This window comes from Streptomyces katrae, from assembly GCF_000717655.1.
Classification (GTDB): Bacteria; Actinomycetota; Actinomycetes; order Streptomycetales; family Streptomycetaceae; genus Streptomyces; species Streptomyces katrae_B.
Window position 1 is genome coordinate 477,363 of the sequence record NZ_JNZY01000002.1, and the last position, 23,880, is coordinate 501,242.

The following is a 23,880-nucleotide window of genomic DNA, read 5'->3' on the forward strand; positions in this document are numbered from 1 at the left end:
AGGGCCGGCACCCTGCCGCAGACCCCGTTCCCGTGAGGACACCGCATGACCGCGCCGCCCGGCAACCCGCCGCCCCCACCGCACCCGCTCGCCGGCGGCCGCCCCGGCGCCGAAGCCCTGCGGCCCCTCCTCGACACCGTCCTCGAAGCCCTCCACACCGGAGCCCAGGAGCGCGGCGGGCCGATTCCGGCCGGCCTCCCCGACGCCCTTGCGGCCCGCGTCACCGCCGCACTGGGCGACGTATTCCCCGAAAAGGGCCACGGCGATCACGAGGCGCTCCGGACCCTCGTGCACACCCTCGCCGCCGGCGCCGCCGACCCCGCCGACCCCCTGTGCGCGGCCCACCTCCACGGCCCGCCCCTCGCCGTCGCAGCCGCCGCCGACCTCGCCGCCTCCGCCCTCAACCCCTCCCTCGACTCCTGGGACCAGGCGCCCGCCGCCTCCGCGATCGAAGCCCTCCTCACCCGCACCCTCGCCGCCGAGTTCTACGACACCCCCCACCCCGACGCCCTCGTCACCACCGGCGGCACCGAAGCCAACCAACTCGCCCTGCTCCTCGCCCGCGAACGCCACGGACCCGGCCTGACCGTCCTCCACGGAGCCAACGCCCACCATTCCGTCCCCCGCGCCGCCTGGCTCCTCGGCCTGCCGCCCGCCCGCGCCCTCCCGACCCCCGCCGGCACCCTCGACCCCGCCCGCCTCGCCGAAGCCCTCGCCACCACCCCCGGGCCCGTCCTCGTCACCGCCACCGCCGGCACCACCGACGCCGGCCTCATCGACCCCCTCGACCCCATCGCCGACCTGTGCGCCCAGTACGGCGCCGACCTCCACACCGACGCCGCGTACGGGGGACTGCTCGCCCTCAGCCCCCGCCACCGCCGCGCCCTCACCGGCCTGCAACGCGCCCGGTCGATCACCATCGACCTGCACAAACTCGGCTGGCAACCCGTCGCCGCAGGCCTCCTAGCCGTCCCCGACACCGCCCTGCTGGCCCCCCTCGCCCACCAGGCCGACTACCTCAACGCCACCGACGACACCGAAGCCGGCCTCCCCGACCTCCTCGGCCGCTCCCTGCGCACCACCCGCCGCCCCGACGCCCTCAAGATCGCCGCCACCTTGCGCTCACTGGGCCGCGACGGCCTCGCCCACCTCATCGACCGCACCTGCGAACTCGCCCACCACCTCGCCCGCCTCCTCGACGCACACCCCCGCTTCGAACTCCACGCACCCCCCACCATCAGCACCGTCCTCTTCCGCCCCACCCACACCGACGACACCCACCTCGCCGCCCTGCGCCGCACCCTCCTCCTCGGCGGCCACGCCGTACTCGGCCGCGCCACCGCCGACGGCCGCCTCTGGCTCAAAGCCACCCTGCTCAACCCCCACACCACAGCGCGGGACCTGGACACCCTCATCACCCTCCTGGAAGGCAGCACCCACCGATGACCGCCCAGCTCGATGCACCCCACGACCTCGTCGGAATCGGCATCGGCCCCTTCAACCTGTCCCTCGCCGCCCTCGCCCACGGCCTCCCCCACCAAGGCGCAGGCGAACTCGCCACCGCCTTCTACGACCAGTGCCACGACTTCCGCTGGCACCCCGGACTCCTCATCGACGGCACCACCCTCCAGGTCCCCTTCCTCGCCGACCTCGTCACCCTCGCCGACCCCACCAGCCCCTGGACCTTCCTCAACTACCTCAGGCAAAAGGAACGGCTCTTCCCCTTCTACTTCGCCGAGCAGTTCCACATCCAGCGCGCCGAATACGACGCCTACTGCCGCTGGGTCGCAGGCCGCCTGCCCGGACTCCACTTCGGCCACCAGGTCGACGCCGTCCGCTGGAACCCCGAACGCGACCTCTTCGAAGTCGACCACACCCAACTCGACACCGACGGCGAAGCCGAAGCCCTCGGCCGCACCTACACCCGCAACCTCGCCCTCGGCATCGGCACCGCCCCCTACGTCCCCGAACCCCTGCGCCCCCTCGCCGAAGCCCCCACCGTCCCCGTCATCCACTCCGCCGACTACCTCGACAACCGCCTGCGCATCCTCGGCGCCGACCACGTCACCGTCATCGGATCAGGCCAGTCCGGAGCCGAGGTCTTCCTCGACCTGCTCCGCTCCCGCCCCGCCGGCCGCGAACGCCTCACCTGGCTCGCCCGCACCCCCTCCTTCGCCCCCATGGAGTACTCCAAGCTCGGCCTCGAACACTTCACCCCCGACTACACCCGCTACTTCCACGCCCTGCCCGAACCCGTACGCGACCAGCTCGTCCCCGCCCAATGGCAACTCCACAAGGGCATCGACGCCACCACCATCACCGCCATCCACGAAGAGCTCTACCGCCGCACCCTCCACGGCGGCTGGCCCGACGCCGTCCTCACCCCCGGAGTCAGCGTCCGCACCGCCGGCCGCGTCGCCACCACCAAGGTCGAACTCCACCTCGAACACACCCAGCAGGGCACCCGCTCCCGCCTCACCACCGACGCCGTCGTCCTCGCCACCGGCTACAAGGAACGCCCCCTCACCAGGCTCCTCGCAGGACTCGACCCCTACCTGCGCAAGGACTCCTCCGGCCGCCCCCGCATCGACGAACGCCACCGCATGATCCTCGACCCCTCCGTCACCGGCAGCGTCTTCGTCCAGAACGGCGAACGCCACACCCACGGCGTCGGAGCCCCCGACCTCGGCCTCGCCGCCTGGCGCAGCGCCGCCATCCTCAACACCCTCACCGGCAAGGAGCCCTACCCCCAGCCCGCCCGCACCGCCTTCACCACCTTCGGCCTCGAACAACGGGAGCACACCCGTCCCCGCCCTGCGGGCGAACTCCGCCCCCTCGTCGACCACCCCTGAGAGGTACTGCCGTCCGGTGACCGAGCCCCGCCCCGCACGCCTCGAGGGGCGGGAACGTTACCCGTACAACTATCTGCACAGGCCGAACGTCTCTTCTGGCGAAGAAACGTTTCCAGGGGGTTTTGTCTGTGAAGTTTTCCCGGATCGCCGCAGCGGTCACCACCGCTGCCCTTGCTCCGGCCGTCCTCATCGCGTCGCCGGCGTTCGCCGCCGGCCCCGACGCCCCGGCCGCGGGCCACCAGCCGGCACCGACCACGCCGGACCAGCCCGCGCCCGACCAGGCCGAAGAGGACCGCAAGACCATCCTCGCGATCATCGCCCACCCGATGGCCAGCGAGTTCATGAAGGAAGCCGGCCGCAAGGCCATCGCCGACGGCCCACAGGCCATGCGGAAGTTCATCGAAGTCGACCAGCACAAGATCCGCATCGACGACTACCGCATCGCGATCCTCCGTCTCCTCCCCGCCGCGGGCCCCGGCCTGAAGGAGGGCATCAACAAGGTCCTCAGCAGCGGAGACGACATCGAAAAGCTGCGCCACTTCTACGACGTGACCCAGCACGAGCTGCGCGACGACGACAACAAGGTCGAGATCTCCCGACTGATCGGCACCGGCGGCCCCGCCGTGAAGGAAGCCGGCAAGAAGGCACTGCGGGGCACCCCCGCCGACCGCGCGGAGTTCCTGAAGACCGGCCGTTTCCTCGCACAGGCCTCCGACGACCTGGTCGAACTGGCCCGCATCGACGAAAGCTGGGACGGCCCGATCCTCAGCGAGGCGATCAGCAAGCTCATGAACGGATCGCCCACCCCGGCCGAGCTGCGCCACTTCCTGGAAGTGACCCAGTACGAGCTGCGCGACCAGGACAACCGCGTCGCCATCGCCAAGATCATCGACGGCGGCGGTCCGGAACTCGTCAAGGCGGGCCGCGCCGCGCTCGCGGGCACCGCCGCCGACCGGGCCGAGTTCCTCAAGACGGGCCAGCACGAGGCCCGCGCCAAGGACCAGGCGGCCAAGGACAAGGCGGCCAAGGACAAGCCCACCCCCGGCAAGGACGGCCAGGACCAGGGCAACGGCTCCGGTACCGGCGCCGCGCCCACCGGCAACACGGCCACCACCGCCCAGGGCCACAACGGCGCACCCCTCGCCACCACGGGCGCGGGCGACAACACGACCCTGATCGCCGGCGGCGCGGGCACCGCGCTCATCGCCGGCGCCGGACTGCTCCTCGCCGCCCGGATGCGCCGCGCCGGCGCGGAAGGCTGACCGGACCCGTACCACCAAGGGTGGCCGGCCGCACCACACCACGGCCGGCCACCCCGCCCCGCCTCGCCCCGCCTAGAACACCGCAACCCCGGCCCGGGTCAGCCGCCAGTCCACCGACGCGAACTGCGCCGGGTCGATCGTCCCCTTCGCCTTCACCCACTGGATGATCGTGTTACGGATCTCCTCCGAATTCGCCCACAGCTGCTTCGCCTGCGGCACGTGCGGGAAGTTCCCGCCACCCGACGCCCGGTAGTTGTTCACCGCCAGCACGAACTCCGCAGCCGGATCCACCGCCTTCCCCTGGAACGACAGCCCCGAGATCCGCGAACCCACCGGCTGCGCGATGTCGATGTCGTAGGCCAGTCCGTACACCGCGTCGTAGTTGTAGTCCGGGATGCTCTCGGAGTTCGTCAGCTTCGCCGGGTCCACCGGAGCACCCGGCGCCGTCTGCACGTAGTACCGCGCCGAGTACTCCAGATAGTCCTTCAGCTGCGCACCCGTCAGCAGCCGCGCCTCCATCGTGTTCTCGAACGGGTACAGGCCCGCCGCATCCTTGATCGTCACCTGCCCGGCCGGAATCGACGCGGTACGCGAGAAGCACGACGCCTGCGACAGCACCGGCAGCGCCGCCCACTGCGTCCCCGCCAGCGCCCCCTTCACCGTGTCCGCCTGCACATGGTTGATCAGATCGATGATCGCGACGTCCTTGACCGGCCCCTCCGCCGAAGACATCGCCTGCGTGGACGTACCGATCACCTGGTTCACGTACGCCACGACCTTGCGGTGCTCGTCCGACAGCAGCCGGGTGATCTCCGGGTCCTCGGCGACCGTGTTCGAGTTCAGCACCCGCGCCGACACCTTCGCCACCGACCAGCAGCCCTTCGCCCACGTCAGCTCGAAGTCGAACAGCGTCAGCCGCTGCCCCCACTTCAGCGGCTCCGACAGCACCACGTCCTTGCCGGTCGCCTTGTTCTTCACCCGGTACTCCGGGATCTCCGTGTGCGCGTGCCCCACCAGGATCGCGTCGATCCCCGGCACCTGCTCCGCCACCAGACCCGCCGCGTTCTCCACGTACGGCAACTGGTCACCGTACGAAGACGTACCGCTCGAACCCGAGTGCGCCGACACGATCACCACGTCCGCACCCATCGACCGCAGCTTCGGCACGTACTTCGCCGCCTGCTCCTCCAGCCCCGGGAACGTCATCTTCCCCTGCACGTTCGCCTTGTCCCAGATCGCGATCCCTGGGTTCGTCAGCCCCAGCACCGCCACCTTCACATCCCGCCCGTGCGGCGTCCGCAGCCGGTGCATGCTGTACGGCGCGAACGCCGGCCGCAGCGTCTTCGCATCCAGCGCGTTCGCCCCCAGCAGCGGGAAATCACACTGCTCCTCGAACTTGCGCAGCACCGGTATGCCGTAATTGAACTCGTGGTTCCCCAGCGCCGCCGCGTCGTAGCCGATCGCATTCATCGCCTGCGCCATCGGGTGCACCGGACCGCGCCGCGCGGTGATCGGATCCACCTTCGCGTAGTAGTACGACAGCTGCGTGCCCTGGATCGTGTCACCCGCATCGATCAGCAGCGTGTTGCAACGCCCCTTCTCCGCCCGCACCTGGTTCACGAGCGTCGAGATCTTCGCCAGGCCGACGTCGTTGTGCGCCTTGTCGTCGAACTCCTTGTCGGTGAAGTAGTCCCAGTTGAAGACGTTCCCGTGCAGGTCCGTCGTCCCCATCACGGTGAACGAGTACGTACGCGACTTCCCGGCGGCGCCGGCCGCGGCCCCGGCCGCCCCGGGGGCCACCTCGGCCGCGGCGGCCGGAGCGCCCGCAGCCCCCGCCAGCGCAACAGCCGCACCCGTCGCGGCCGAAGTACCCAAAAACGTCCTACGGTCGAACGCCATGCCATCTCCCCTTGTGAGGCGAACAGATCTCGAAGCGTGAACAACGCGCGTAGATTCTGACCGATCGGTAACAACCCGCAACACCCCCCACAGGTTTCGATCCGATGACCACCGACCCGCCCGGCCGGCAGTGCGACAGTGAAACCATGACCCAGGACGCCCCGCACCAGCCCTACGGAACCCCCGAAACCCCCCGCGTCGCCGTCCGCGGCGAAGCCCGCCTCGAAGTCGACCCCGAAATCGCCCGCATCGGCATCACCGTCAGCGCCCGCGGCACCGACCGACGCACCGCCCTCCAAGACCTCACCCGCCGCAACAACACCGTCCTCGACCTCGTCAAAAGCTACGGCGACGCCGTCGAAAAACTCGAAACCGGCGCCTTCTCCATCAACCCCGAACTCACCCGCCACGGCCGCGCCGAACGCATCCGCGCCTACCACGGCCGCGTCCACATCACCGCCGAACTCGCCGACTTCACCGCCCTCGGCGAACTCACCACCCGCCTCGCCGACCTCGAACTCACCAGCGTCGACGGCCCCTGGTGGGCCCTGCGCCCCACCTCACCCGCCCACGGCGAAGCCCGCCGCAAAGCCGTACTCGAAGCCGTCCAACGCGCCCGCGAATACGCCTCCGCCCTCGGCGCCGACCTCTCCGCCCTCGTCGAACTCGCCGACCTCGGCGCCGAAAACGCCGTCAACTTCCAGCCGGCCGCCTCGGGCAGCGGCATGCGCACCATGGCCTTCAGCACCACCGAAGAAGCCGCCCCGCCCCTCGACCTCGAACCCCAGCGCCAAACCGTCTACGCCCAGGTCAACGCCCGCTTCACCATGACCCCTCCCCGACTGTGAACGCCGCCGCCCCGACCGGCGCATGGACCCTGGAGCGACTCCGCGCCGACCACGCCCCCGCCCTCCTCGACTTCGAACGGGAAAACCGCGCGTACTTCGCACGGACCATCCCCGACCGCGGCGACGCCTACTTCACCGAATTCGCCCACCGCCACCGCGCCCTGCTCGCCGAACAGGACACCGGCCTGTCCCACTTCCACGTCCTCATCACCCGCCACGGCACCCTGACCGGCCGCGTCAACCTCATCGACATCGAGGACGGCAGCGCCGAACTCGGCTACCGCATCGGCGAACAATCCGCCGGCCGCGGCACGGCCACCGCCGCCGTCGCCGAAATCTGCCGCCTCGCAGGCAGCACGTACGGGCTCACCCGCCTCACCGCCGTCACCACCCTCGACAACCCGGCGTCCCTGACCGTCCTACGGCGCAACGGATTCACCCAGGTCGAGACCACCACCGTCGACGGCCGCCCCGGCATCCGCCACGAACGCCCGCTCGCCCCCCGGAACTGATCAAAAAGCGCACCGACGACACCCCCGGGGGTGCTCATCAGAGCACCCCCGCGCACATTCAACAATTGTCAACAACCTTTTGCCCAACGGTTGTTGAGTGGACACCGGGATCCAATTTCCTACTGCCTGGTAGGGGCATACGCTCGCCCCATGCGCCGAGCAAAAATCGTATGTACCCTGGGCCCCGCCACCGACTCATACGACCAGATCAAAGCCCTGGTCGAAGCCGGAATGGACATCGCCCGCCTCAACCTCAGCCACGGCACCTACGCCGAACACGAGGAGCGCTACCAGCGCGTACGCAAAGCCTCCGACGAAACCGGCCGCAGCGTCGGCATCCTCGCCGACCTTCAAGGCCCGAAGATCCGCCTCGGCCGATTCGCCGAAGGCCCCGTACTCCTTGAACGCGGCGACGAATTCACCATCACCGTCGAAGACCTCGAAGGCGACCGCCACACCTGCGGCACCACCTACAAAGGCCTCGCCACCGACGTCACCACCGGCGAACGCATCCTCGTCGACGACGGCCGCGTCACCCTCGAAGTCACCGGCGTGGACGGCCCCCGCGTCCAGACCCTCGTCATCGAGGGCGGCATGGTCTCCGACCACAAGGGACTCAACCTCCCCGGAGTCGCCGTCTCCGTCCCCGCCCTCAGCGAGAAGGACATCGACGACCTCCGCTGGGCCCTGCGCACCGGCGCCGACGTCATCGCCCTCTCCTTCGTCCGCAGCGGCCGCGACATCGAAGACGTCCACCGCATCATGGACGAAGAAGGCCGCCGCCTCCCCGTCATCGCCAAAATCGAAAAGCCCCAAGCCGTAGAGAACATCGACGACATCGTCGCCGCCTTCGACGGCATCATGGTCGCCCGCGGCGACCTCGGCGTCGAAATGCCCCTCGAACAAGTCCCCATCGTCCAAAAGCGCGCCGTCAAACTCGCCAAGCGCAACGCCAAACCCGTCATCGTCGCCACCCAGATGCTCGACTCGATGATCGACAACTCCCGGCCCACCCGCGCCGAAGCCTCCGACGTCGCCAACGCCGTCATCGACGGCACCGACGCCGTCATGCTCAGCGGCGAAACCAGCGTCGGCAAATACCCCGTCGAGACCGTCAAGACCATGTCCCGCATCGTCGAAGCCGCCGAAGAAGACATCCTCGCCAAGGGCCTTCCCCCGCTCACCGAACGCAGCAAGCCCCGCACCCAAGGCGGAGCCGTCGCCCGCGCAGCCGCCGAAATGGGCGACTTCCTCGGCGCCAAATTCCTCGTCGCCTTCACCCAGAGCGGCGACACCGTCCGCCGGCTCTCCCGCTACCGCTCACCCATCCCCCTCCTCGCCTTCACCCCCGACCCCGCCACCCGCTCCCAGCTCAACCTCACCTGGGGAGTCGAAACCTTCCTCGGCCCCCACGTCGAATCCACCGACGCCATGGTCGCCCAAGTCGAAGAAGAACTCCTGCGCATCGGCCGCTGCGTCCCCGGCGACATCGTCGTCATCACCGCCGGCTCACCCCCCGGCGTCACCGGATCCACCAACCTGGTCCGCGTCCACCACATCGGCGACCCCGTACGCTGACCCCTCCGCACCCCCACCGCGTCGGGCCCCATCCCGCCCGACGCGGCCACGCGGCAAGACGCCCTGACCTCAACTTGACCCGAGGTCCTACGGTGCCGCGCATGACGACGAGCAAGACCCACCCCCAGGACCGACTCGCCGCCCAGCCCATCGGCCACTGGAGCCGCGAAGCTGCCGCCCTGGTCATCGGCGCCCTACGCGCCGCGCTCGCCGAGGAAGACCTCACCCGGCGCCACTGGTGGACGCTCAACCACGTCGCAGGATCCCCCGGAACCCGGACCAGGACGCCCCTCACCGACAAACTGGCCCCCTTCGACGGCCAGAACACCGACTTCACCGCCCTCCACGACGACCTGACGGCCCGCGGCCGGCTGAAGAAATCCGAGGACGGCACCCTCGCCCTCACCCGGGCAGGCGAAGAAGGCCGCAGCCGCGCCCATGACCGCAACGCCGAGGTCCACTCCCGCTACCGCCAGGGCACCGACGACGCCACGTACGCGGCAACCACCGACACCCTGCGCCGCATGGTCGCCCACCTCGGCGGCGACGGCGACCTGCCGTAGCCGGCCGGTGCCGCATCCCGCCCGGCGCGGCACCGCAACGGCCCCGACCCGATCTAGTACTTCGGCCCGATGTGGGCGGCCATCAGCGCGACGGACGCCTTGCGGGCGACGGACACGTTGCAGGCATTCGCCTGCTTCCACTCGACGCCGAGGCGATCCAGCGTGCTGGTCAGGAGCCTGGTGATGTCAGCCGACTTGTTCGTGAAGAAGTACCGCGGGTACTCGTACCGCTTGCCGTTCCGGACGGTCCAGTTGGTGATCCGACACCCGTCGGAATGAATGAGCCCCCGGACGAACTCCCACGGGTGGGCGTCGACGATCTCCTGCTGCCACCCTTCGAGGACGATCCGCCGCTCGTGCTTCTTGCCCGGCCCGTGCTGCGGAAACAGGCAGGTCCAGTGCCGTCCGTAACTGGTGACGGCCACGCAGCCCTGGCGTTGCAGCACGTAGACCTTGTGGTCGGGTCGCACGGCGGTGATCGCTGCGCGGCACAGCTCGATCAGCCCTGGCCACGCGTCGGCGCAGGCGATTCGCAAGTGGTGCCCGCCGCGGGGGTGCGGGCTGATGCAGCCATCGCCGAGATAGAGGCCGAGGAGATAGACGTAGGACGCCGCGTGGTCGGGGCCGGAGCAAGGTGCCGCGTTGATGCGGGGCAGCGGTTCGATGCGTTCCTGCCACGCACGGATGGCGGACCGGGATATCCCGGTTTCCTTGCTGACGGAGTTCATGCTGCGCCCGTCGGCCAGCAAGTCCAGTGCGTGCATGCGGGTGGCGATGTCGTACATGTGGTCGACGCTGCCGCGCGCAATTCGCTCACGTGGCGCATTCCGGCACGCTTCGCTGAAACGAGTGATGGTCACGTGGTAATCACGTGACCATGGAATCTAAGCAAAGTGCCCCAGGTGGGATTCGAACCCACACTGTCCGCTGTTTGAGAGCGGCCTCTCTGACCAGTTGGAGTACTGGGGCCTAAGAAACGAAGGCTCGGGGGAGCCCTACGCGAGACCACCTTACCGTAGCTAGGTAGGCTCAGGGGAGTTTGTTATGCCCCGCAAAGAGGAGCCTCCAGTGACCGCCGAGCACGAGTCGACGCCCACGCCCGACGCCGACCAGTCGCACGTTCCGCCGCTGACGACCCGCGTCGTCATCGCCGAGGACGAGGCGCTCATCCGTCTCGATCTGAAAGAGATGCTCGAGGAGGAGGGCTACGCCGTGGTCGGCGAGGCCGGGGACGGGCAGACCGCCGTCGAGCTGGCCCGGGAGCACCGGCCCGACCTGGTGATCCTCGACGTGAAGATGCCGGTCCTCGACGGGATCTCCGCGGCAGAGAAGATCGCGGAGGAGTCCATCGCCCCCGTACTCATGCTGACCGCGTTCTCGCAGCGAGACCTGGTCGAGCGGGCGCGGGACGCCGGGGCCATGGCGTACCTGGTGAAGCCGTTCAGCAAGAGCGACGTGGTGCCGGCCATCGAGATGGCGGTGTCGCGTTTCGCGGAGCTGCGGGCGCTGGAGAAGGAGGTCGCGGACCTCTCGCAGCGGCTGGAGACGCGCAAGCTCGTGGACCGTGCGAAGAGCATTCTGCAGACGCAGTACGGGCTGTCCGAGCCTGCTGCGTTCCGGTGGATCCAGAAGACCTCCATGGACCGCCGCATGTCCATGCAGCAGGTTGCCGAGGCGGTCATCGAGGACGCCGAGGAGAAGAAGAACGCCGCGAAGTAGCGCGCGGCGCGTACGTGTGAGGCCCGCCACCGGGGGACGGTGGCGGGCCTCAGGCTTGAGCGGATCTCTAGTCCTCGCCGAGGTACGCCTTGCGGACGTCCTCGTTGTGGAGGAGCTCCTGGCCGGAGCCGGAGAGCACGATCTTGCCGATCTCCATCACGTGGGCCTGGTCGGCCAGCGAGAGGGCGGCCTGGGCGTTCTGCTCGACGAGCAGGATGGTGGTGCCCTGGGCCTTGAGTTCGGCGATGGTCGCCATGATCTTCTGCATCATGAGGGGGGAGAGGCCCATGGAGGGCTCGTCCAGCATGAGCAGCTTGGGCTGGGACATGAGGGCCCGGCCCATGGCGAGCATCTGCTGCTCGCCGCCCGAGAGGGTGCCGGCGGCCTGCTTGCGGCGTTCGCCCAGGATGGGGAACATCTCGTAGGCGCGCTGGATGTCCTTCTCGATGCCCTCCTTGTCGGTGCGCAGGAAGGCGCCGAGCTGGAGGTTTTCGGCGATCGTCAGCCGGGGGAAGATGTGGCGTCCCTCGGGGGAGTGGGCGAGGCCCAGGGAGACGATCTTGTGGGCGGGCACCTGTGCGAGCGGCTTGCCGTCGAAGGTGATGGTGCCGCCGGCGGGCTTGAGGAGTCCGGAGAGGGTGCGGAGGGTGGTCGTCTTGCCGGCGCCGTTGGTGCCGACGAGGCAGACGATTTCGCCTTCGTTGACCTCGAAGGAGATTCCCTTGACGGCTTCGATCTTGCCGTAGGCGACCTTGAGGTCTTGGACCTCGAGCAGTGCGGTCACTTGGCGTCTCCGTCCGTGCTGGTGGTGCTGGTGGTGCCGGTGGTGCTGTCCGAGTCCGCGTCGGCGTCGGCGTCGGCGTCCGGCTCCGCGTCGGCTTCCGCCTCGGCCTCGCCCTCGGCGTCCGGCTCCGCGTCGGCGTCCGCCTCGGCTTCGGCTTCGGCGTCCGCCTCGGCTTCGGCTTCTGCCGGTGCCTCCGCTTCGGCCTCGGCCGGTGCCTCCGCCGCCGCGTTCGCCTCGGCGGCTTCGACCGCGGCGGCCTCCGCCGCGCCCGGGTCGCCTTCGAAGGGCTCGCCGAGGTAGGCGGCGATGACGCGCTCGTCGCCCTGGACCTCGGCTGCGGTGCCTTCGATGAGCTTCTCGCCCTGGACGAGGCAGGCGACGCGGTCGCAGAGGTTGAAGATGAAGCGCATGTCGTGCTCGATGACGAGTACGGCGATGCCCATGTCCCGGATCGCGAAGATGAGTTCTTCGGCGGCGCGGGTCTCCTGCGGGTTCATGCCGGCGGTCGGCTCGTCGAGGAGGATGAGGCCGGGGTCGCTGGCGAGGGCGCGGGCGATTTCGAGCTTGCGCTGTTCGCCGTAGGGGAGGTTCTTGGCGAGGTGCTGGGCCTTGTTCTGGAGGCCGATGAACTCCAGGAGTTCCATCGCCCGTGCCTCGCTGGCGGCTTCGGCCTTCTTGAAGCCGGGGCCGCGCAGGAGGGCGGACCAGAGGCCTTCCTTGGTGCGGGTGTGGCGTCCGACGAGGACGTTCTCCAGCACCGTCATGTTGTGGAAGAGCCGGATGTTCTGGAAGGTGCGGGCGATGCCGGCGCTGGTGACCAGGTGGGGCTTGGGCGGCAGGACCGTGCCCTTGTAGCTGACGGTTCCCTCGGTGGGGACGTACAGCCCGGTGAGGCAGTTGAAGAAGGTGGTCTTGCCGGCGCCGTTGGGGCCGATGAGGCCGACGATCTCGCCCGCGTTGACCTTGAGGTCGACGGCCTTGACGGCGGTGAGGCCGCCGAAGCGCATGGTGACGCCGCTGGCATCGAGGACGGTGGTCGTCGTGGTGGTGTCTGTGGTGGTCATGGTGTTCACGCCCCCGCCTTGGCGGTGGCCAGGTCCGTGGGGGCCTGGTCAGCGGTGTCGTCGTGGTACTCGAGCTGCGCGCGCTTGTTGGCGATGAGGCCTTCGGGGCGGAAGCGCATGAGCAGGATGAGGGCGATGCCGAAGGCGAGGAGCTGGTAGTCCTGGAGGAAGGCCAGCTTCGCCGGGATCAGGAAGAGCAGTGCGGCGCCGAGGATGGGGCCGCGGATGGTGCCCATGCCGCCGAGGATGACGGCGGCGAGGAGGAACGCGGAGTTCGGCGGGACGGGCCCGGCGAAGACGTAGTTCTCGGGGACGACCGTGCTGTTGACGTGTGCCTGGACGGTGCCGGCGAGGCCGGCGAGGGTGGCGCCGAGGGCGAAGGCGATGAGCTTGACCTTGAAGCCGTTGATGCCCATGGCTTCGGCGGCGGTCTCGTCTTCGCGGATGGCGACCCAGGCGCGGCCGATGCGGCTGTTGCCGGCACGGGCGAAGACCAGGATGACGAGTGCCATCACGAGCAGCATCAGGAAGTAGTAGTTGGCGTAGGCGCCGAGGACGATGCCGCCGACCGTGTGCGACTCCCCGAAGTTCCACCCGAAGAGTTCGAGGTGGGGGATGTTCGGGATGCCGTTGGGGCCGTTGGTGATGTCGGGGCCGGAGGTGCCGTCGAGGTTGCCCATGGCGATGCGGAAGATTTCTCCGAAGCCGAGGGTGACGATGGCGAGGTAGTCGCCGCGCAGGCGGAGGGTGGGTGCTCCGATGATCACGCCGAAGATGAGCGAGGCGAGGGCGCCGACGATGACCGCTGCCCAGAAGGGGAGCTGGATGCCGAAGGCGGAGGCGGTGCTTCCGGAGACCAGGGCGGCGGCGTAGGCGCCGACGCCGAGGAAGGCGACGTAACCGAGGTCGAGGAGGCCTGCGAGGCCGACGACGACGTTGAGGCCGAGGGCGACGGTCGCGAAGATCAGGATGTTGACCGCGATGAGCGTGTAGGTGTCGCCGCTCTGCTGGATGAACGGGAACGTGATCGCGGCGGCCGCGGTACCGATGAGGGTGACCTGGCGGTTCTTCGCGGTGAGGAGGCCGAGTCGGTCGAAGAGACCGGACTTGAGCAGGGCGAAGGCCGCGAAGCCGACGATGATCAGGTACGTGACGAAGAGCTGCGGTTCCTTGTCATCGGTGTCGATGCCGAAGGTGACCACGTAGAGGCCGACGGCGAAGGCGGCGATGATGATGAGGATCTCGCCCCAGGAGGGCAGCTTCTTGGCGGGGGCCGCCTTGTGGCTGTCGTCGGTGAGCTTGTACGCGGCGAGGGCCGGGATGAGCGAGCCGATGAGGGCGACGTAGGCGCCGGGCTCCAGGTGGACGAATCCGCCGAGGACCCATGCGATGGCGACGACGGTGAACCAGGTGCCGGCGAGGGTGCCGAGCGAGAGGATCCACACGGGCTTGCGGGCGCCGGTCGGGGTGAGCCAGCGCAGGCCCTTGACGCCGAGCGCGGAGAGCGCGTGGGCGGCGGTGAGGAGGGCGCCGACGAGGCTCAGGAACTGGATGGGGGCCGGGCTGCCGTAGTAGGTGAGGTCACCGGGGAACTCGGCGGTCCAGGTCCAGGCGAGGAAGGCGCTGACGACGGTCAGCAGGCTTCCGCCGATGACCGTGTAGAGCAGTGCGGTGCGGGAGACGGCACCGGTGGCTTCGGCGTCGAGCGGGAGGGTTGCTTCGTTGGTCATGGTTCTCACGCCCGATCCGCGACGCGCTCACCGAGCAGGCCTTGTGGCCGCACGAGGAGGACGACGATGAGGAGTACGAACGCCCAGACGTTGGACCAGGCTCCACCGCCGAGCTGCGACATGCCGGGGATGTCTTCGATGTAGGCGATCGACAGGGCTTCGGCGAGGCCGAGGACGACGCCGCCGACCATGGCTCCGTAGATGTTGCCGATGCCGCCGAGGACGGCTGCGGTGAAGGCCTTGAGGCCGAGGATGAAGCCCATCTCGAAGTTGATCTGGCCCTTGTCGAGGCCGTAGGCGACGGCGGCGACGGCGGCGAACGCGGCACCGATGGCGAAGGCCATGACGATGATGCGGTCGGTGTTGATGCCCATCAGCTTCGCGGTGTCGGGGTCCTGCGCGGTGGCCTGCATGGCGCGGCCGCTGCGGCTCTTCTGGACGAAGACGCCGAGGGCGAGCATGCAGAGCGGGGCGAGGATGAGGACGAAGGCGTCCGCGCGCTGGATGGCCAGGCTGTCGGTGATCTTGAAGGCTTCGCCCTTGAACTCGGGGAAGCTGACGGCCTTCTTGGCATCCGGGTAGAACTGCCAGACGAGCTGCTGGAGCGCGATCGAGAGGCCGATTGCGGTGATGAGCGGGGCGAGCCGGGGAGCGCTGCGCAGGGGACGGTACGCGAAGCGTTCGGCTCCCATGGCGACGAGGACGGAGACGAGGGAGCCTCCGATGATCATGACGGGTATCGCGATCAGCAGGGAGGTGCCGGTCGGGAGGATGGCGTAGGCGGTGAGCGCGCCGAAGCCGCCGATCATGAAGATCTCGCCGTGGGCGAAGTTGATGAGCTGGACGATGCCGTAGACCATGGTGTACCCGATGGCTATGAGGCCATAAAGGGCACCGAGGGCAAGGCCGTTGGCCAGCTGTTGCGGCAGTTCGTGCACCGCAGGGCCTCCGATGAGCGTGTCGGATAAGACTCCGCGCGAGGGCGCTGTTGCGCCCTCGCGCGGTGGTTTTTGGTTCAGGTGCGGCTGGTGATGCGGGGTCCTACGGGATTACTGGTTGAAGGTGTCGCTCTTGACGTCGATCCACTTGCCGCCCTCGACCTTGTAGACCGTGAGCTGCTTGTTGGTGGTGTCGCCGTACTCGTCGAAGGCGACCTTGCCGGTCACGCCCTCGAAGGACACCTTGCCGAGGGCCTCGACGACCTTGGCGCGGGCGTCGGTGGGGAGCTTGCCGCCGTTGGCGGCGACGACGGCCTTGACGGCCTGGACGACGGACCAGCCGGCGTCGTAGGAGTAGCCGCCGTATGCCGCGTACGGGTCCTTGTAGCCGCCGGCCTGGTAGTCGGCGATGAAGGTCTTGGCGGTGGGCAGCTTCTCGACCGGGTAGCCGATGGAGGTGGAGAGGTCGCCCTCGTTGGCCTCGCCGGAGGCGGTGATGAAGGCGGGGTCCTGGATGCCGTCGCCGCCCATGAGCGGGATGTTGGCGCCGGCCTTCTTGATCTGGTCGGCGAGGAGGCCGCCCTCGGGGTACTGGCCGCCGAAGTAGACGGAGTCGGCGCCGGAGGACTTGACCTTGTCGGCGGTGGAGGAGAAGTCGGTCTCCTTCACGGTGACGTGGTCGGTGCCGGCGACCTCGCCGCCGAGCTTCTTGAACTCGTCGGCGAAGATCGCGGCGAGGCCGGCGCCGTAGGTCTGCTTGTCGTCGACGACGAAGACCTTCTTCTTGCCGGCGTCCTTGAAGAGGTACTGGGCGGCGAACTTGCCCTGGACCACGTCGGTGGCGGCGGTGCGGAAGTAGGTCTTGAAGGGGCGCTTGAACTCGCCCTTGCCCCAGTTGTCGCCCTGGCTGAGCGCGGGGTTGGTGTTGGCGGGGGAGACCTGCGCCAGGTTGGCGGAGGCGAACACACCCTGCATCTGCTGGGCGACGCCGGAGTTCAGCGGGCCGACGACGCCGATGACGTCCTTGTTGCCGACGAGCTTGGTGGCGTTGGCCTGGCCGGAGGCCGGGACGGCCTGGTCGTCGAGGGCCTCGACCTTGAACTCGATGCCCGGGACCTCGTTGTTCTTGTTGGCCGTCTTGGCCGCGAGGTCGACGGAGTTCTTGATGCCCTGGCCGAGGGCGGAGAGCGAGCCGGTGAGGGGAGCGTCCACGCCGATGACGACGACGGTCTTCTTGCCGTCGGACTTGTCCCCGCCGGTCTTGGCCTCATCGCGCGAGCCGCAGGCGGTGAGGGTCAGTGCTCCCGTGGTGATCACGGTGGTGAGGACGAGCAAAGAACGGTGTCGCACGATTCTTCCTTTCCCTGGCGCGGCCCCCTCATTTGAGGTGCCGTTTGGTCGCCGGGCCGCACTGGGAGGTCCACGGCCGTGCTGGGTTGCGCTCTGTGGCGCGGTGACTGGCCGTGACTCTAGGCCGAGGTGGCGAGCGCGGGGAGCGGGGAAAGGAGGATGTGACGCTCTTGTTATGCCAAGGCCAAGAATGTGCGCCGGGAGTGCGGACAAAACGGACTTTTTGTGACGTGGAGGGGTGACCACATGCTGAGAATTCCCTGTTTACCTAAGGGGCTTGAGGGCCCCATGGTCCTGTCATAGATCAAATTCGGTCGAATGTCGCTGCGCGTGTCCGCAGCTATTCACCGGGTGGCATTTGGCAGGAGAAAAGGGTGATTCCGTGGGGGCTGGGCATTACGGAGCGTAATGGAATGCCTTGATCCACTCCGGGTGAATGGATCTTGTTCGGGCGCGCGAAGGGCCCGCGACCTGCGGTTCGGTGCCGAGGGGATGGGTGCCCGGAACGCGGACAGCGTGTACGGGAATCCGGTCACTCCCGTCAGGCCGGGGGTCGCCAGTTCTCCGAGCTCCACGTGGCGCCGTCCCGCTCCGCGCAGCGCCGCGCCACGAGCTGGTCGATCAGCTCAAGTGCCTTGTCCTGCCCCGCAGTTCGCTCCTCGGCGCGGCCCGCTGCGACCGCTTCCTCCTGGATCTCGTACTGCTCGTTGGAGAGGCCCTTCTGCTCCCAGTCGAGACCGGACCAGTAGGTGCCCTTGAGGGTCTCCTTGGCCCAGTAGGACACCAGACTTGTGCAGACCTGGGCCGGGGAAGAGGGGCCGGAGGCGGGAGTTGGGGTCTGGGGTGGCGCGGAAGGGGCGGAAGTGGAGCATCCGGACAGGGCGAGCGCCGCGAGGAGGGCGGCAACCGCGCGACGGTGTGTGGTGGGCGGCGGAGTCCCCATGAAGGGAAGGTAGGCCGTCACCATAGGTGACACAACAGGGGTCGCCGCAATCTGCCCGGACTGGCGGATTCCGGGCGGTTGCCGGGCGGGCCGCATGCGCCGCAGGCCCGGATCCGGCCCCGGGAGGGGCGGCTGCCGGGCCTGCGGGGCTCGTGGTGGTGGGGGGCGGCTCAGGCCTCGGCGGCGGGGCCCGCCTCGCGCAGCAGGCAGGTCAGGCGGGCGGTGCACACCCGGCGGTCCTGCTCGTCGCTGATCACGATCTCGTACGTGGTGGTGGAGCGGCCGCGGTGCACGGGGGTGGCGACGCCGGTGACCAGGCCCGACCGTACGCCGCGGTGGTGGGTGCAGTTCAGGTCGACACCGACGGCGATCTTGGTGATGCCGCCGTGCATCATGGCGCCGACCGAGCCGAGGGTCTCGGCGAGCACGGCCGAGGCGCCGCCGTGCAGCAGTCCGTACGGCTGGGTGTTGCCCTCGACGGGCATGGTGGCGACGACCCGCTCGGCCGAGGCCTCCAGGATGCGGATGTCCATCCGCTCGCCGAGGTGGCCGGCCGAGAACAGCGCGGGCAGGTCGATGCCCAGGGCCGAGTACTCGTCGAGGACCTCCTGCGGGAACTTCACAGCGTGCTGCTCACCCATGGGCGGGCTCCGTTCGTCAACGATCGTTAACCATCTTGTCCTGAGGTCGTTCTATCAGGCCGGTTCGAAGCGCACGACGACGGACTTGCTCGCAGGGGTGTTGCTGGTGTCGGCGGTGGAATCGAGCGGGACGAGCACGTTGGTCTCCGGGTAGTACGCGGCCGCGCAGCCCCGGGCGGTCGGGTAGTGCACGACGCGGAAGCCGGGCGCACGCCGCTCGACGCCGTCCTTCCACTCGCCGACCAGGTCCGTGTACGCGCCGTCGGCGAGTCCGAGCTCCGCCGCGTCCTCGGGGTTGACCAGGACGACGCGGCGCCCGCCGGTGATCCCGCGGTAGCGGTCGTCGAGGCCGTAGATGGTGGTGTTGTACTGGTCGTGGCTGCGCAGGGTCTGCAGGAGCAGCCGGCCCTCGGGGATCCTCGGGTACTCGACGGGAGCGGCGGTGAAGTTGGCCTTGCCCGTCTTGGTGGGGAAGCGGCGCTCGTCACGCGGGGCGTGCGGGAGCCGGAAGCCCTCGGGCCGGGCCGCGCGGGCGTTGAAGTCCTCGAAGCCGGGGATCACCCGGGAGATCCGGTCGCGGATGGCCGCGTAGTCCCGCTCGAACTCCTCCCACGGGGTGGCGGAGGCGGCGCCGAGGACCGCGCGGGCCATGCGGGCGACGATGGCGGGCTCGGAGAGCAGGTGCGGTGAGGCGGGGGTGAGGTTGCCGCGGGAGGCGTGGACCATGCCCATCGAGTCCTCGACGGTGACGAACTGCTTGCCGCTGGCCTGCACGTCCTTGTCGGTACGGCCGAGGGTGGGCAGGATCAGCGCGCGCCGGCCGGTGACCGCGTGGGAGCGGTTGAGCTTGGTGGAGACGTGGACGGTCAGGGAGGCGCGGCGGATCGCGGCCTCGGTGACGTCGGTGTCGGGTGTGGCGCCGACGAAATTGCCGCCCATGGCGAAGAGGACCTTGGCCTTGCCGTCGCGCAGGGCCTGGATGGAGCGGACCACGTCGTAGCCGTGGCCGCGCGGCGAGGTGATGCCGAATTCCTTGTCGAGGGCGTCGAGGAACGCGGGCGCGGGGCGTTCGAAGATCCCCATGGTGCGGTCGCCCTGCACGTTGGAGTGGCCGCGGACGGGGCAGACGCCCGCGCCGGGGCGGCCGATGTTGCCGCGCAGCAGGAGGAGGTTGACGACCTCGCGGATGGTGGCGACGGCGTGCTTGTGCTGGGTGAGGCCCATGGCCCAGCAGACGATGGTGCGCTTCGAGGCCAGGATCATGGCCAGCGCCTGCTCGATCTCGGGGCGGGTCAGGCCGGTGGCGGTGAGGGTCTCGGCCCAGTCGGCTTCCCCGGCGGCGGCCACGAGCTCCTCGTAGCCGTGGGTGTGCTCGCGGACGAACGCCTCGTCGACGGCTCCCCCGGTCTCGATGACGAGCTTGTTGAGGAGGCGGAAGAGGGCCTGGTCGCCGCCGATGCGGATCTGCAGGAAGAGGTCGTTGAGGGCGGTTCCCTTGAGCATGCCGACCGGGGACTGAGGGTTCTTGAACCGCTCCATGCCGGCCTCGGGCAGCGGGTTCACCGAGATGATCTTCGCGCCGGAGGTCTTGGCCTTCTCCAGGGCGGAGAGCATGCGCGGGTGGTTGGTGCCCGGGTTCTGCCCGGCGACGATGATCAGGTCGGCCTGGTGGAGGTCCTCGAGGGAGACGCTGCCCTTGCCGATGCCGATGGTCTCGTTCAGTGCGGAGCCCGAGGACTCGTGGCACATGTTGGAGCAGTCGGGCAGGTTGTTGGTGCCGAACTCGCGGGCGAAGAGCTGGAAGAGGAACGCGGCCTCGTTGCTGGTGCGGCCCGAGGTGTAGAAGAGGGCCTCGTCGGGGGAGCCGAGGGCCGTCAGCTCCTCGGCGATGATCTCGAAGGCCCGTTCCCAGGGGACCGCCTCGTACCGGTCCGCGCCTTCGGGGAGGTACATCGGCTCGGTGATGCGGCCCTGCTGGCCCAGCCAGTACCCGGAGCGCCCGGCGAGGTCGGCCAGGGGGTGCTCCGCGAAGAAGTCCGGGGTGACCCGGCGCAGCGTCGCCTCCTCGGCGACGGCCTTCGCGCCGTTCTCGCAGAACTCGGCGGTGTGCCGCTTGTCGCCCTCGGGCCAGGCGCAGCCCGGGCAGTCGAAGCCGTTCTTCTGGTTGAGCTTGAGGAGGGTGCGCGCGGTGCGGGCGACGCCCATCTGCTGCTGGGCGATCCGCAGGGTGTGCCCGATCGCGGGCAGGCCCGCCGCCGCGTGCTGGGGGGGCGCGACCTGGGGCGCGTCCTGTACGGGATCACCTGCGGGCGGCTTGGTGGCCATGTCGCTCCCCTTTGAGCAGTCGAGCATCGCAGCGTCGGCCGCTGCGCGTATTCGCGTACACGTCCGATCCTGTCACGCCCTGCGGACATCTCCGACGCCGGAATTGTCAGCGGGGCCGCCTAGGATCGGGGGCGTGGCAGAGAACGCATCGAAGAAGACCGACCAGACGACCGCAGCGGACCGCCCCCGCCTGATGCTCATGGACGGGCACTCCCTGGCGTACCGGGCGTTCTTCGCGCTGCCCGCGGAGAACTTCACGACCGCGACCGGCCAGCCGACGAACGCCATCTACGGCTTCGCGTCGATGCTGGCGAACACGCTGCGCGACGAGGCGCCCACGCATTTCGCGGTGGCGTTCGACGTCTCGCGCAAGACGTGGCGCTCGACGGAGTTCCCCGAGTACAAGGCGAACCGCTCCAAGACCCCCGACGAGTTCAAGGGGCAGGTCGAGCTGATCGGCGAGCTCCTGGACGCGATGAACGTGCCGCGGTTCGCGGTCGACGGCTTCGAGGCCGACGACGTGATCGCCACGCTGGCGACGCAGGCGGAGGCCCTCGGCTTCGAGGTGCTGATCGTCACCGGCGACCGGGACTCCTTCCAGCTCGTCTCCGAGCACATCACCGTGCTGTACCCGACCAAGGGCGTCTCCGAGCTGACCCGGTTCACCCCCGAGAAGGTCGAGGAGAAGTACGGGCTCACCCCGCAGCAGTACCCGGACTTCGCGGCGCTGCGCGGGGACCCGTCCGACAACCTGCCCGGCATCCCGGGCGTCGGCGAGAAGACCGCCGCGAAGTGGATCACCCAGTTCGGGTCGTTCGCGCAGCTCGTGGAGCGCGCCGAGGAGGTCAAGGGCAAGGCCGGGCAGAACTTCCGGGACCACCTGGAGTCCGTGAAGCTGAACCGGGTCCTGACCGAGATGGTCAAGGACGTCGAGCTGCCCAAGGCCGCTGCCGACCTGACGCGCCTCCCGTACGACCGCTCCGCCGTCACCGGCGTGCTGGACGTGCTGGAGATCCGCAACGCCTCGCTGCGCGAGCGGCTGCTGGCGGTGGACCCGGGTGCGGCCGAGGAGGAGGCCCCGGCTCCGGCCGCCGGCGTGGAGCTGGATGCGAGCGTGCTGGGCGCGGGCGAGCTGGCGCCGTGGCTGGCGAGCCACGCGGGCGGGCCGCTCGGCATCTCCACCGTGGACAGCTGGGCGCTGGGCCAGGGCAACATCAGCGAGATCGCGCTGGCCGCGGCCGGCGGGGCCGCCGCCTGGTTCGAGCCGTCCGCGCTGGACGAGGCCGACGAGCAGGCCTTCGCGGCCTGGGCCGCCGACGCCTCGAAGCCCAAGGTGGTGCACAACGCCAAGGGCCTGATGCGGGTCTTCCCCGAGCACGGCTGGAGCCTGGCCGGCGTCACCATGGACACCGCGCTCGCCGCGTACCTGGTCAAGCCGGGCCGCCGCTCCTTCGCGCTGGACGTGCTGTCCCACGAATACCTGCACCGCGAGCTCCAGCCCGCCGCGGCCGACGGCCAGCTGGCGTTCGGCGCCGACGAGACGGCCGAAGCGGAGGCGCTGATGGCGCAGGCCCGCGCCGTCCTCGACCTCGGCGACGCGTTCACCGGCAAGCTCGCCGAGGTCGGCGCGGCCGAGCTGCTCCACGACATGGAGCTGCCGACCTCGGAGCTGCTGGCCCGGATGGAGCGCTCCGGCATCGCCGCCGACCGCGACCACCTGGAGGCCATGGAGCAGCAGTTCGCCGGAGCCGTGCAGCAGGCGGTGAAGGAGGCGCACGCGGCGGTCGGGCACGAGTTCAACCTCGGCTCGCCCAAGCAGCTCCAGGAGGTGTTCTTCGGCGAGCTGGACCTGCCGAAGACGAAGAAGACCAAGACCGGCTACACCACGGACGCGGACGCGCTGGCCTGGCTGGCCAAGCAGACCGATCACGAACTGCCGGTGATCATGCTCCGCCACCGGGAGCAGGCCAAGCTGCGCGTCACGGTCGAGGGCCTCGTCAAGACGATCGCCGCCGACGGCCGGGTGCACACCAGCTTCAGCCAGACCGTCGCCGCGACCGGACGCCTGTCCTCCACGGACCCCAACCTGCAGAACGTCCCGGTGCGCACCGACGAAGGCCGCGCCATCCGCCGCGGGTTCGTCGTCGGCGAGGGCTTCGAATCCCTCATGACCGCCGACTACAGCCAGATCGAGCTGCGCGTCATGGCCCACCTCTCCGAGGACGAGGGCCTGATCGAGGCGTTCCTGTCCGGCGAGGACCTGCACACCACCGTCGCCTCCCAGGTGTTCGGCGTGGAGCGCTCCGGGGTCGACGCGGAGATGCGCCGCAAGATCAAGGCGATGTCGTACGGGCTCGCGTACGGGCTGTCCGCCTTCGGCCTGTCGCAGCAGCTGAACATCGAGCCCGCCGAGGCGCGCGGCCTGATGGAGACCTTCTTCGAGCGGTTCGGCGGGGTCCGGGACTACCTGGGCCGCGTGGTGGAGGAGGCCCGTGCCACCGGGTACACGGCGACGGTCTTCGGACGCCGCCGGTACCTGCCCGACCTCAACAGCGACAACCGCATGCGCCGTGAGGCCGCCGAGCGGATGGCGCTGAACGCCCCGATCCAGGGCACCGCCGCCGACATCGTCAAGGTCGCCATGCTGCGCGTGGACCGGGCGATCACCGACGCGGGCCTGAAGTCGCGGATGCTGCTCCAGGTCCATGACGAAATCGTGCTGGAGATCGCCCCCGGCGAGCGGAAGAAGGTCGAGGAACTGGTGCGCCGCGAGATGGCCGCCGCCGTCGAGCTCCGCGCCCCGCTGGACGTGTCCGTGGGCGTCGGCGCCGACTGGGAGTCCGCCGCGCACTGAGCAGGTACGCCGGACGCC

General features: G+C 69.5%; 19 protein-coding genes and 1 tRNA gene. 9 read left to right on the forward strand and 11 right to left on the reverse strand.

Annotated elements, in window-relative coordinates; translation table 11 throughout:
- The first annotated feature begins 45 nt into the window (after window positions 1-45).
- The 3 genes from IF09_RS0104380 to IF09_RS0104390 all read left to right on the forward strand — a co-directional run bounded on the left by IF09_RS0104380 (window position 46) and on the right by IF09_RS0104390 (window position 4,114).
- Window positions 46-1,446, forward strand: coding sequence for a pyridoxal phosphate-dependent decarboxylase family protein (locus tag IF09_RS0104380; protein ID WP_051832081.1), 1,401 nt, complete (start codon window positions 46-48; stop codon window positions 1,444-1,446).
- Window positions 1,443-2,852 carry a lysine N(6)-hydroxylase/L-ornithine N(5)-oxygenase family protein gene (locus tag IF09_RS0104385; protein ID WP_037633861.1) on the forward strand — a complete coding sequence of 470 codons (1,410 nt, stop codon included), beginning with the start codon at window positions 1,443-1,445 and terminating at the stop codon, window positions 2,850-2,852. Before IF09_RS0104380 ends, IF09_RS0104385 begins: the two co-directional genes overlap by 4 nt.
- A gap of 128 nt (window positions 2,853-2,980) precedes the next feature.
- Complete coding sequence (locus IF09_RS0104390; RefSeq protein ID WP_030292105.1) at window positions 2,981-4,114, forward strand: ALF repeat-containing protein; 1,134 nt, start codon at window positions 2,981-2,983, stop codon at window positions 4,112-4,114.
- Window positions 4,115-4,186: 72 nt separating this feature from the next.
- Here IF09_RS0104390 and IF09_RS0104395 read toward each other — a convergent pair whose 3' ends face one another.
- Window positions 4,187-6,013: a bifunctional metallophosphatase/5'-nucleotidase gene (locus IF09_RS0104395; RefSeq protein ID WP_030292107.1), complete on the reverse strand. Its 1,827-nt coding sequence runs from the start codon at window positions 6,011-6,013 to the stop codon at window positions 4,187-4,189.
- A 146-nt stretch (window positions 6,014-6,159) separates the two neighbouring features.
- Between IF09_RS0104395 and IF09_RS0104400 the strand changes: the two genes are divergently transcribed.
- The 4 genes from IF09_RS0104400 (at window position 6,160) to IF09_RS0104415 (ending at window position 9,514) form a co-directional block, all read left to right on the forward strand.
- The gene (locus IF09_RS0104400; RefSeq protein ID WP_030292109.1) at window positions 6,160-6,861 is read left to right on the forward strand and encodes an SIMPL domain-containing protein; all 702 of its coding nucleotides are present in this window, start codon (window positions 6,160-6,162) and stop codon (window positions 6,859-6,861) included.
- Complete coding sequence (locus IF09_RS0104405) at window positions 6,858-7,373, forward strand: GNAT family N-acetyltransferase (RefSeq protein ID WP_030292111.1); 516 nt, start codon at window positions 6,858-6,860, stop codon at window positions 7,371-7,373. Before IF09_RS0104400 ends, IF09_RS0104405 begins: the two co-directional genes overlap by 4 nt.
- 150 nt (window positions 7,374-7,523) lie before the next feature.
- Entirely contained in the window at window positions 7,524-8,951 is a 1,428-nt protein-coding gene (gene pyk, locus IF09_RS0104410) for a pyruvate kinase (RefSeq protein ID WP_030292113.1), read from the forward strand.
- Window positions 8,952-9,052: 101 nt separating this feature from the next.
- Complete coding sequence (locus IF09_RS0104415) at window positions 9,053-9,514, forward strand: hypothetical protein (protein WP_030292115.1); 462 nt, start codon at window positions 9,053-9,055, stop codon at window positions 9,512-9,514.
- A gap of 53 nt (window positions 9,515-9,567) precedes the next feature.
- On the opposite strand, the gene IF09_RS0104420 is transcribed toward IF09_RS0104415, so the two are convergent.
- Together IF09_RS0104420 and IF09_RS0104425 are read right to left on the reverse strand one after the other, a co-directional pair.
- Complete coding sequence (locus IF09_RS0104420; protein WP_030292117.1) at window positions 9,568-10,299, reverse strand: helix-turn-helix domain-containing protein; 732 nt, start codon at window positions 10,297-10,299, stop codon at window positions 9,568-9,570.
- Between the two features lie 109 nt (window positions 10,300-10,408).
- A tRNA-Leu gene (locus IF09_RS0104425) sits at window positions 10,409-10,483 on the reverse strand.
- 75 nt (window positions 10,484-10,558) lie between these two features.
- Between IF09_RS0104425 and IF09_RS0104430 the strand changes: the two genes are divergently transcribed.
- The gene (locus tag IF09_RS0104430; protein ID WP_051832085.1) at window positions 10,559-11,233 is read left to right on the forward strand and encodes an ANTAR domain-containing response regulator; all 675 of its coding nucleotides are present in this window, start codon (window positions 10,559-10,561) and stop codon (window positions 11,231-11,233) included.
- A 67-nt stretch (window positions 11,234-11,300) separates the two neighbouring features.
- Here IF09_RS0104430 and IF09_RS0104435 read toward each other — a convergent pair whose 3' ends face one another.
- The 8 genes from IF09_RS0104435 to IF09_RS0104470 all read right to left on the reverse strand — a co-directional run bounded on the left by IF09_RS0104435 (window position 11,301) and on the right by IF09_RS0104470 (window position 21,008).
- Window positions 11,301-12,017, reverse strand: a complete 717-nt coding sequence (locus IF09_RS0104435; protein WP_030292121.1) for an ABC transporter ATP-binding protein — start codon at window positions 12,015-12,017, stop codon at window positions 11,301-11,303.
- Window positions 12,014-13,081, reverse strand: a complete 1,068-nt coding sequence (locus tag IF09_RS0104440; RefSeq protein ID WP_418953016.1) for an ABC transporter ATP-binding protein — start codon at window positions 13,079-13,081, stop codon at window positions 12,014-12,016. Before IF09_RS0104440 ends, IF09_RS0104435 begins: the two co-directional genes overlap by 4 nt.
- A gap of 5 nt (window positions 13,082-13,086) precedes the next feature.
- A complete protein-coding gene (locus IF09_RS0104445) occupies window positions 13,087-14,811 on the reverse strand; it encodes a branched-chain amino acid ABC transporter permease (protein ID WP_037633871.1) in 1,725 nt (574 codons plus the stop codon).
- Window positions 14,812-14,816: 5 nt separating this feature from the next.
- Window positions 14,817-15,749, reverse strand: coding sequence for a branched-chain amino acid ABC transporter permease (locus IF09_RS0104450; protein WP_030292127.1), 933 nt, complete (start codon window positions 15,747-15,749; stop codon window positions 14,817-14,819).
- Between the two features lie 111 nt (window positions 15,750-15,860).
- Window positions 15,861-17,099, reverse strand: coding sequence for a branched-chain amino acid ABC transporter substrate-binding protein (locus IF09_RS0104455; RefSeq protein ID WP_030292129.1), 1,239 nt, complete (start codon window positions 17,097-17,099; stop codon window positions 15,861-15,863).
- Window positions 17,100-17,640: 541 nt separating this feature from the next.
- Window positions 17,641-17,883, reverse strand: a complete 243-nt coding sequence (locus tag IF09_RS46730) for a hypothetical protein (RefSeq protein ID WP_234320880.1) — start codon at window positions 17,881-17,883, stop codon at window positions 17,641-17,643.
- 329 nt (window positions 17,884-18,212) lie between these two features.
- A complete protein-coding gene (locus tag IF09_RS0104465; protein ID WP_030292133.1) occupies window positions 18,213-18,683 on the reverse strand; it encodes a PaaI family thioesterase in 471 nt (156 codons plus the stop codon).
- Window positions 18,684-18,737: 54 nt separating this feature from the next.
- Window positions 18,738-21,008 carry an FdhF/YdeP family oxidoreductase gene (locus tag IF09_RS0104470; protein WP_030292135.1) on the reverse strand — a complete coding sequence of 757 codons (2,271 nt, stop codon included), beginning with the start codon at window positions 21,006-21,008 and terminating at the stop codon, window positions 18,738-18,740.
- A 133-nt stretch (window positions 21,009-21,141) separates the two neighbouring features.
- Between IF09_RS0104470 and polA the strand changes: the two genes are divergently transcribed.
- Complete coding sequence (gene polA / locus IF09_RS0104475) at window positions 21,142-23,862, forward strand: DNA polymerase I (protein ID WP_030292137.1); 2,721 nt, start codon at window positions 21,142-21,144, stop codon at window positions 23,860-23,862.
- The last annotated feature ends 18 nt before the right edge of the window (window positions 23,863-23,880 follow it).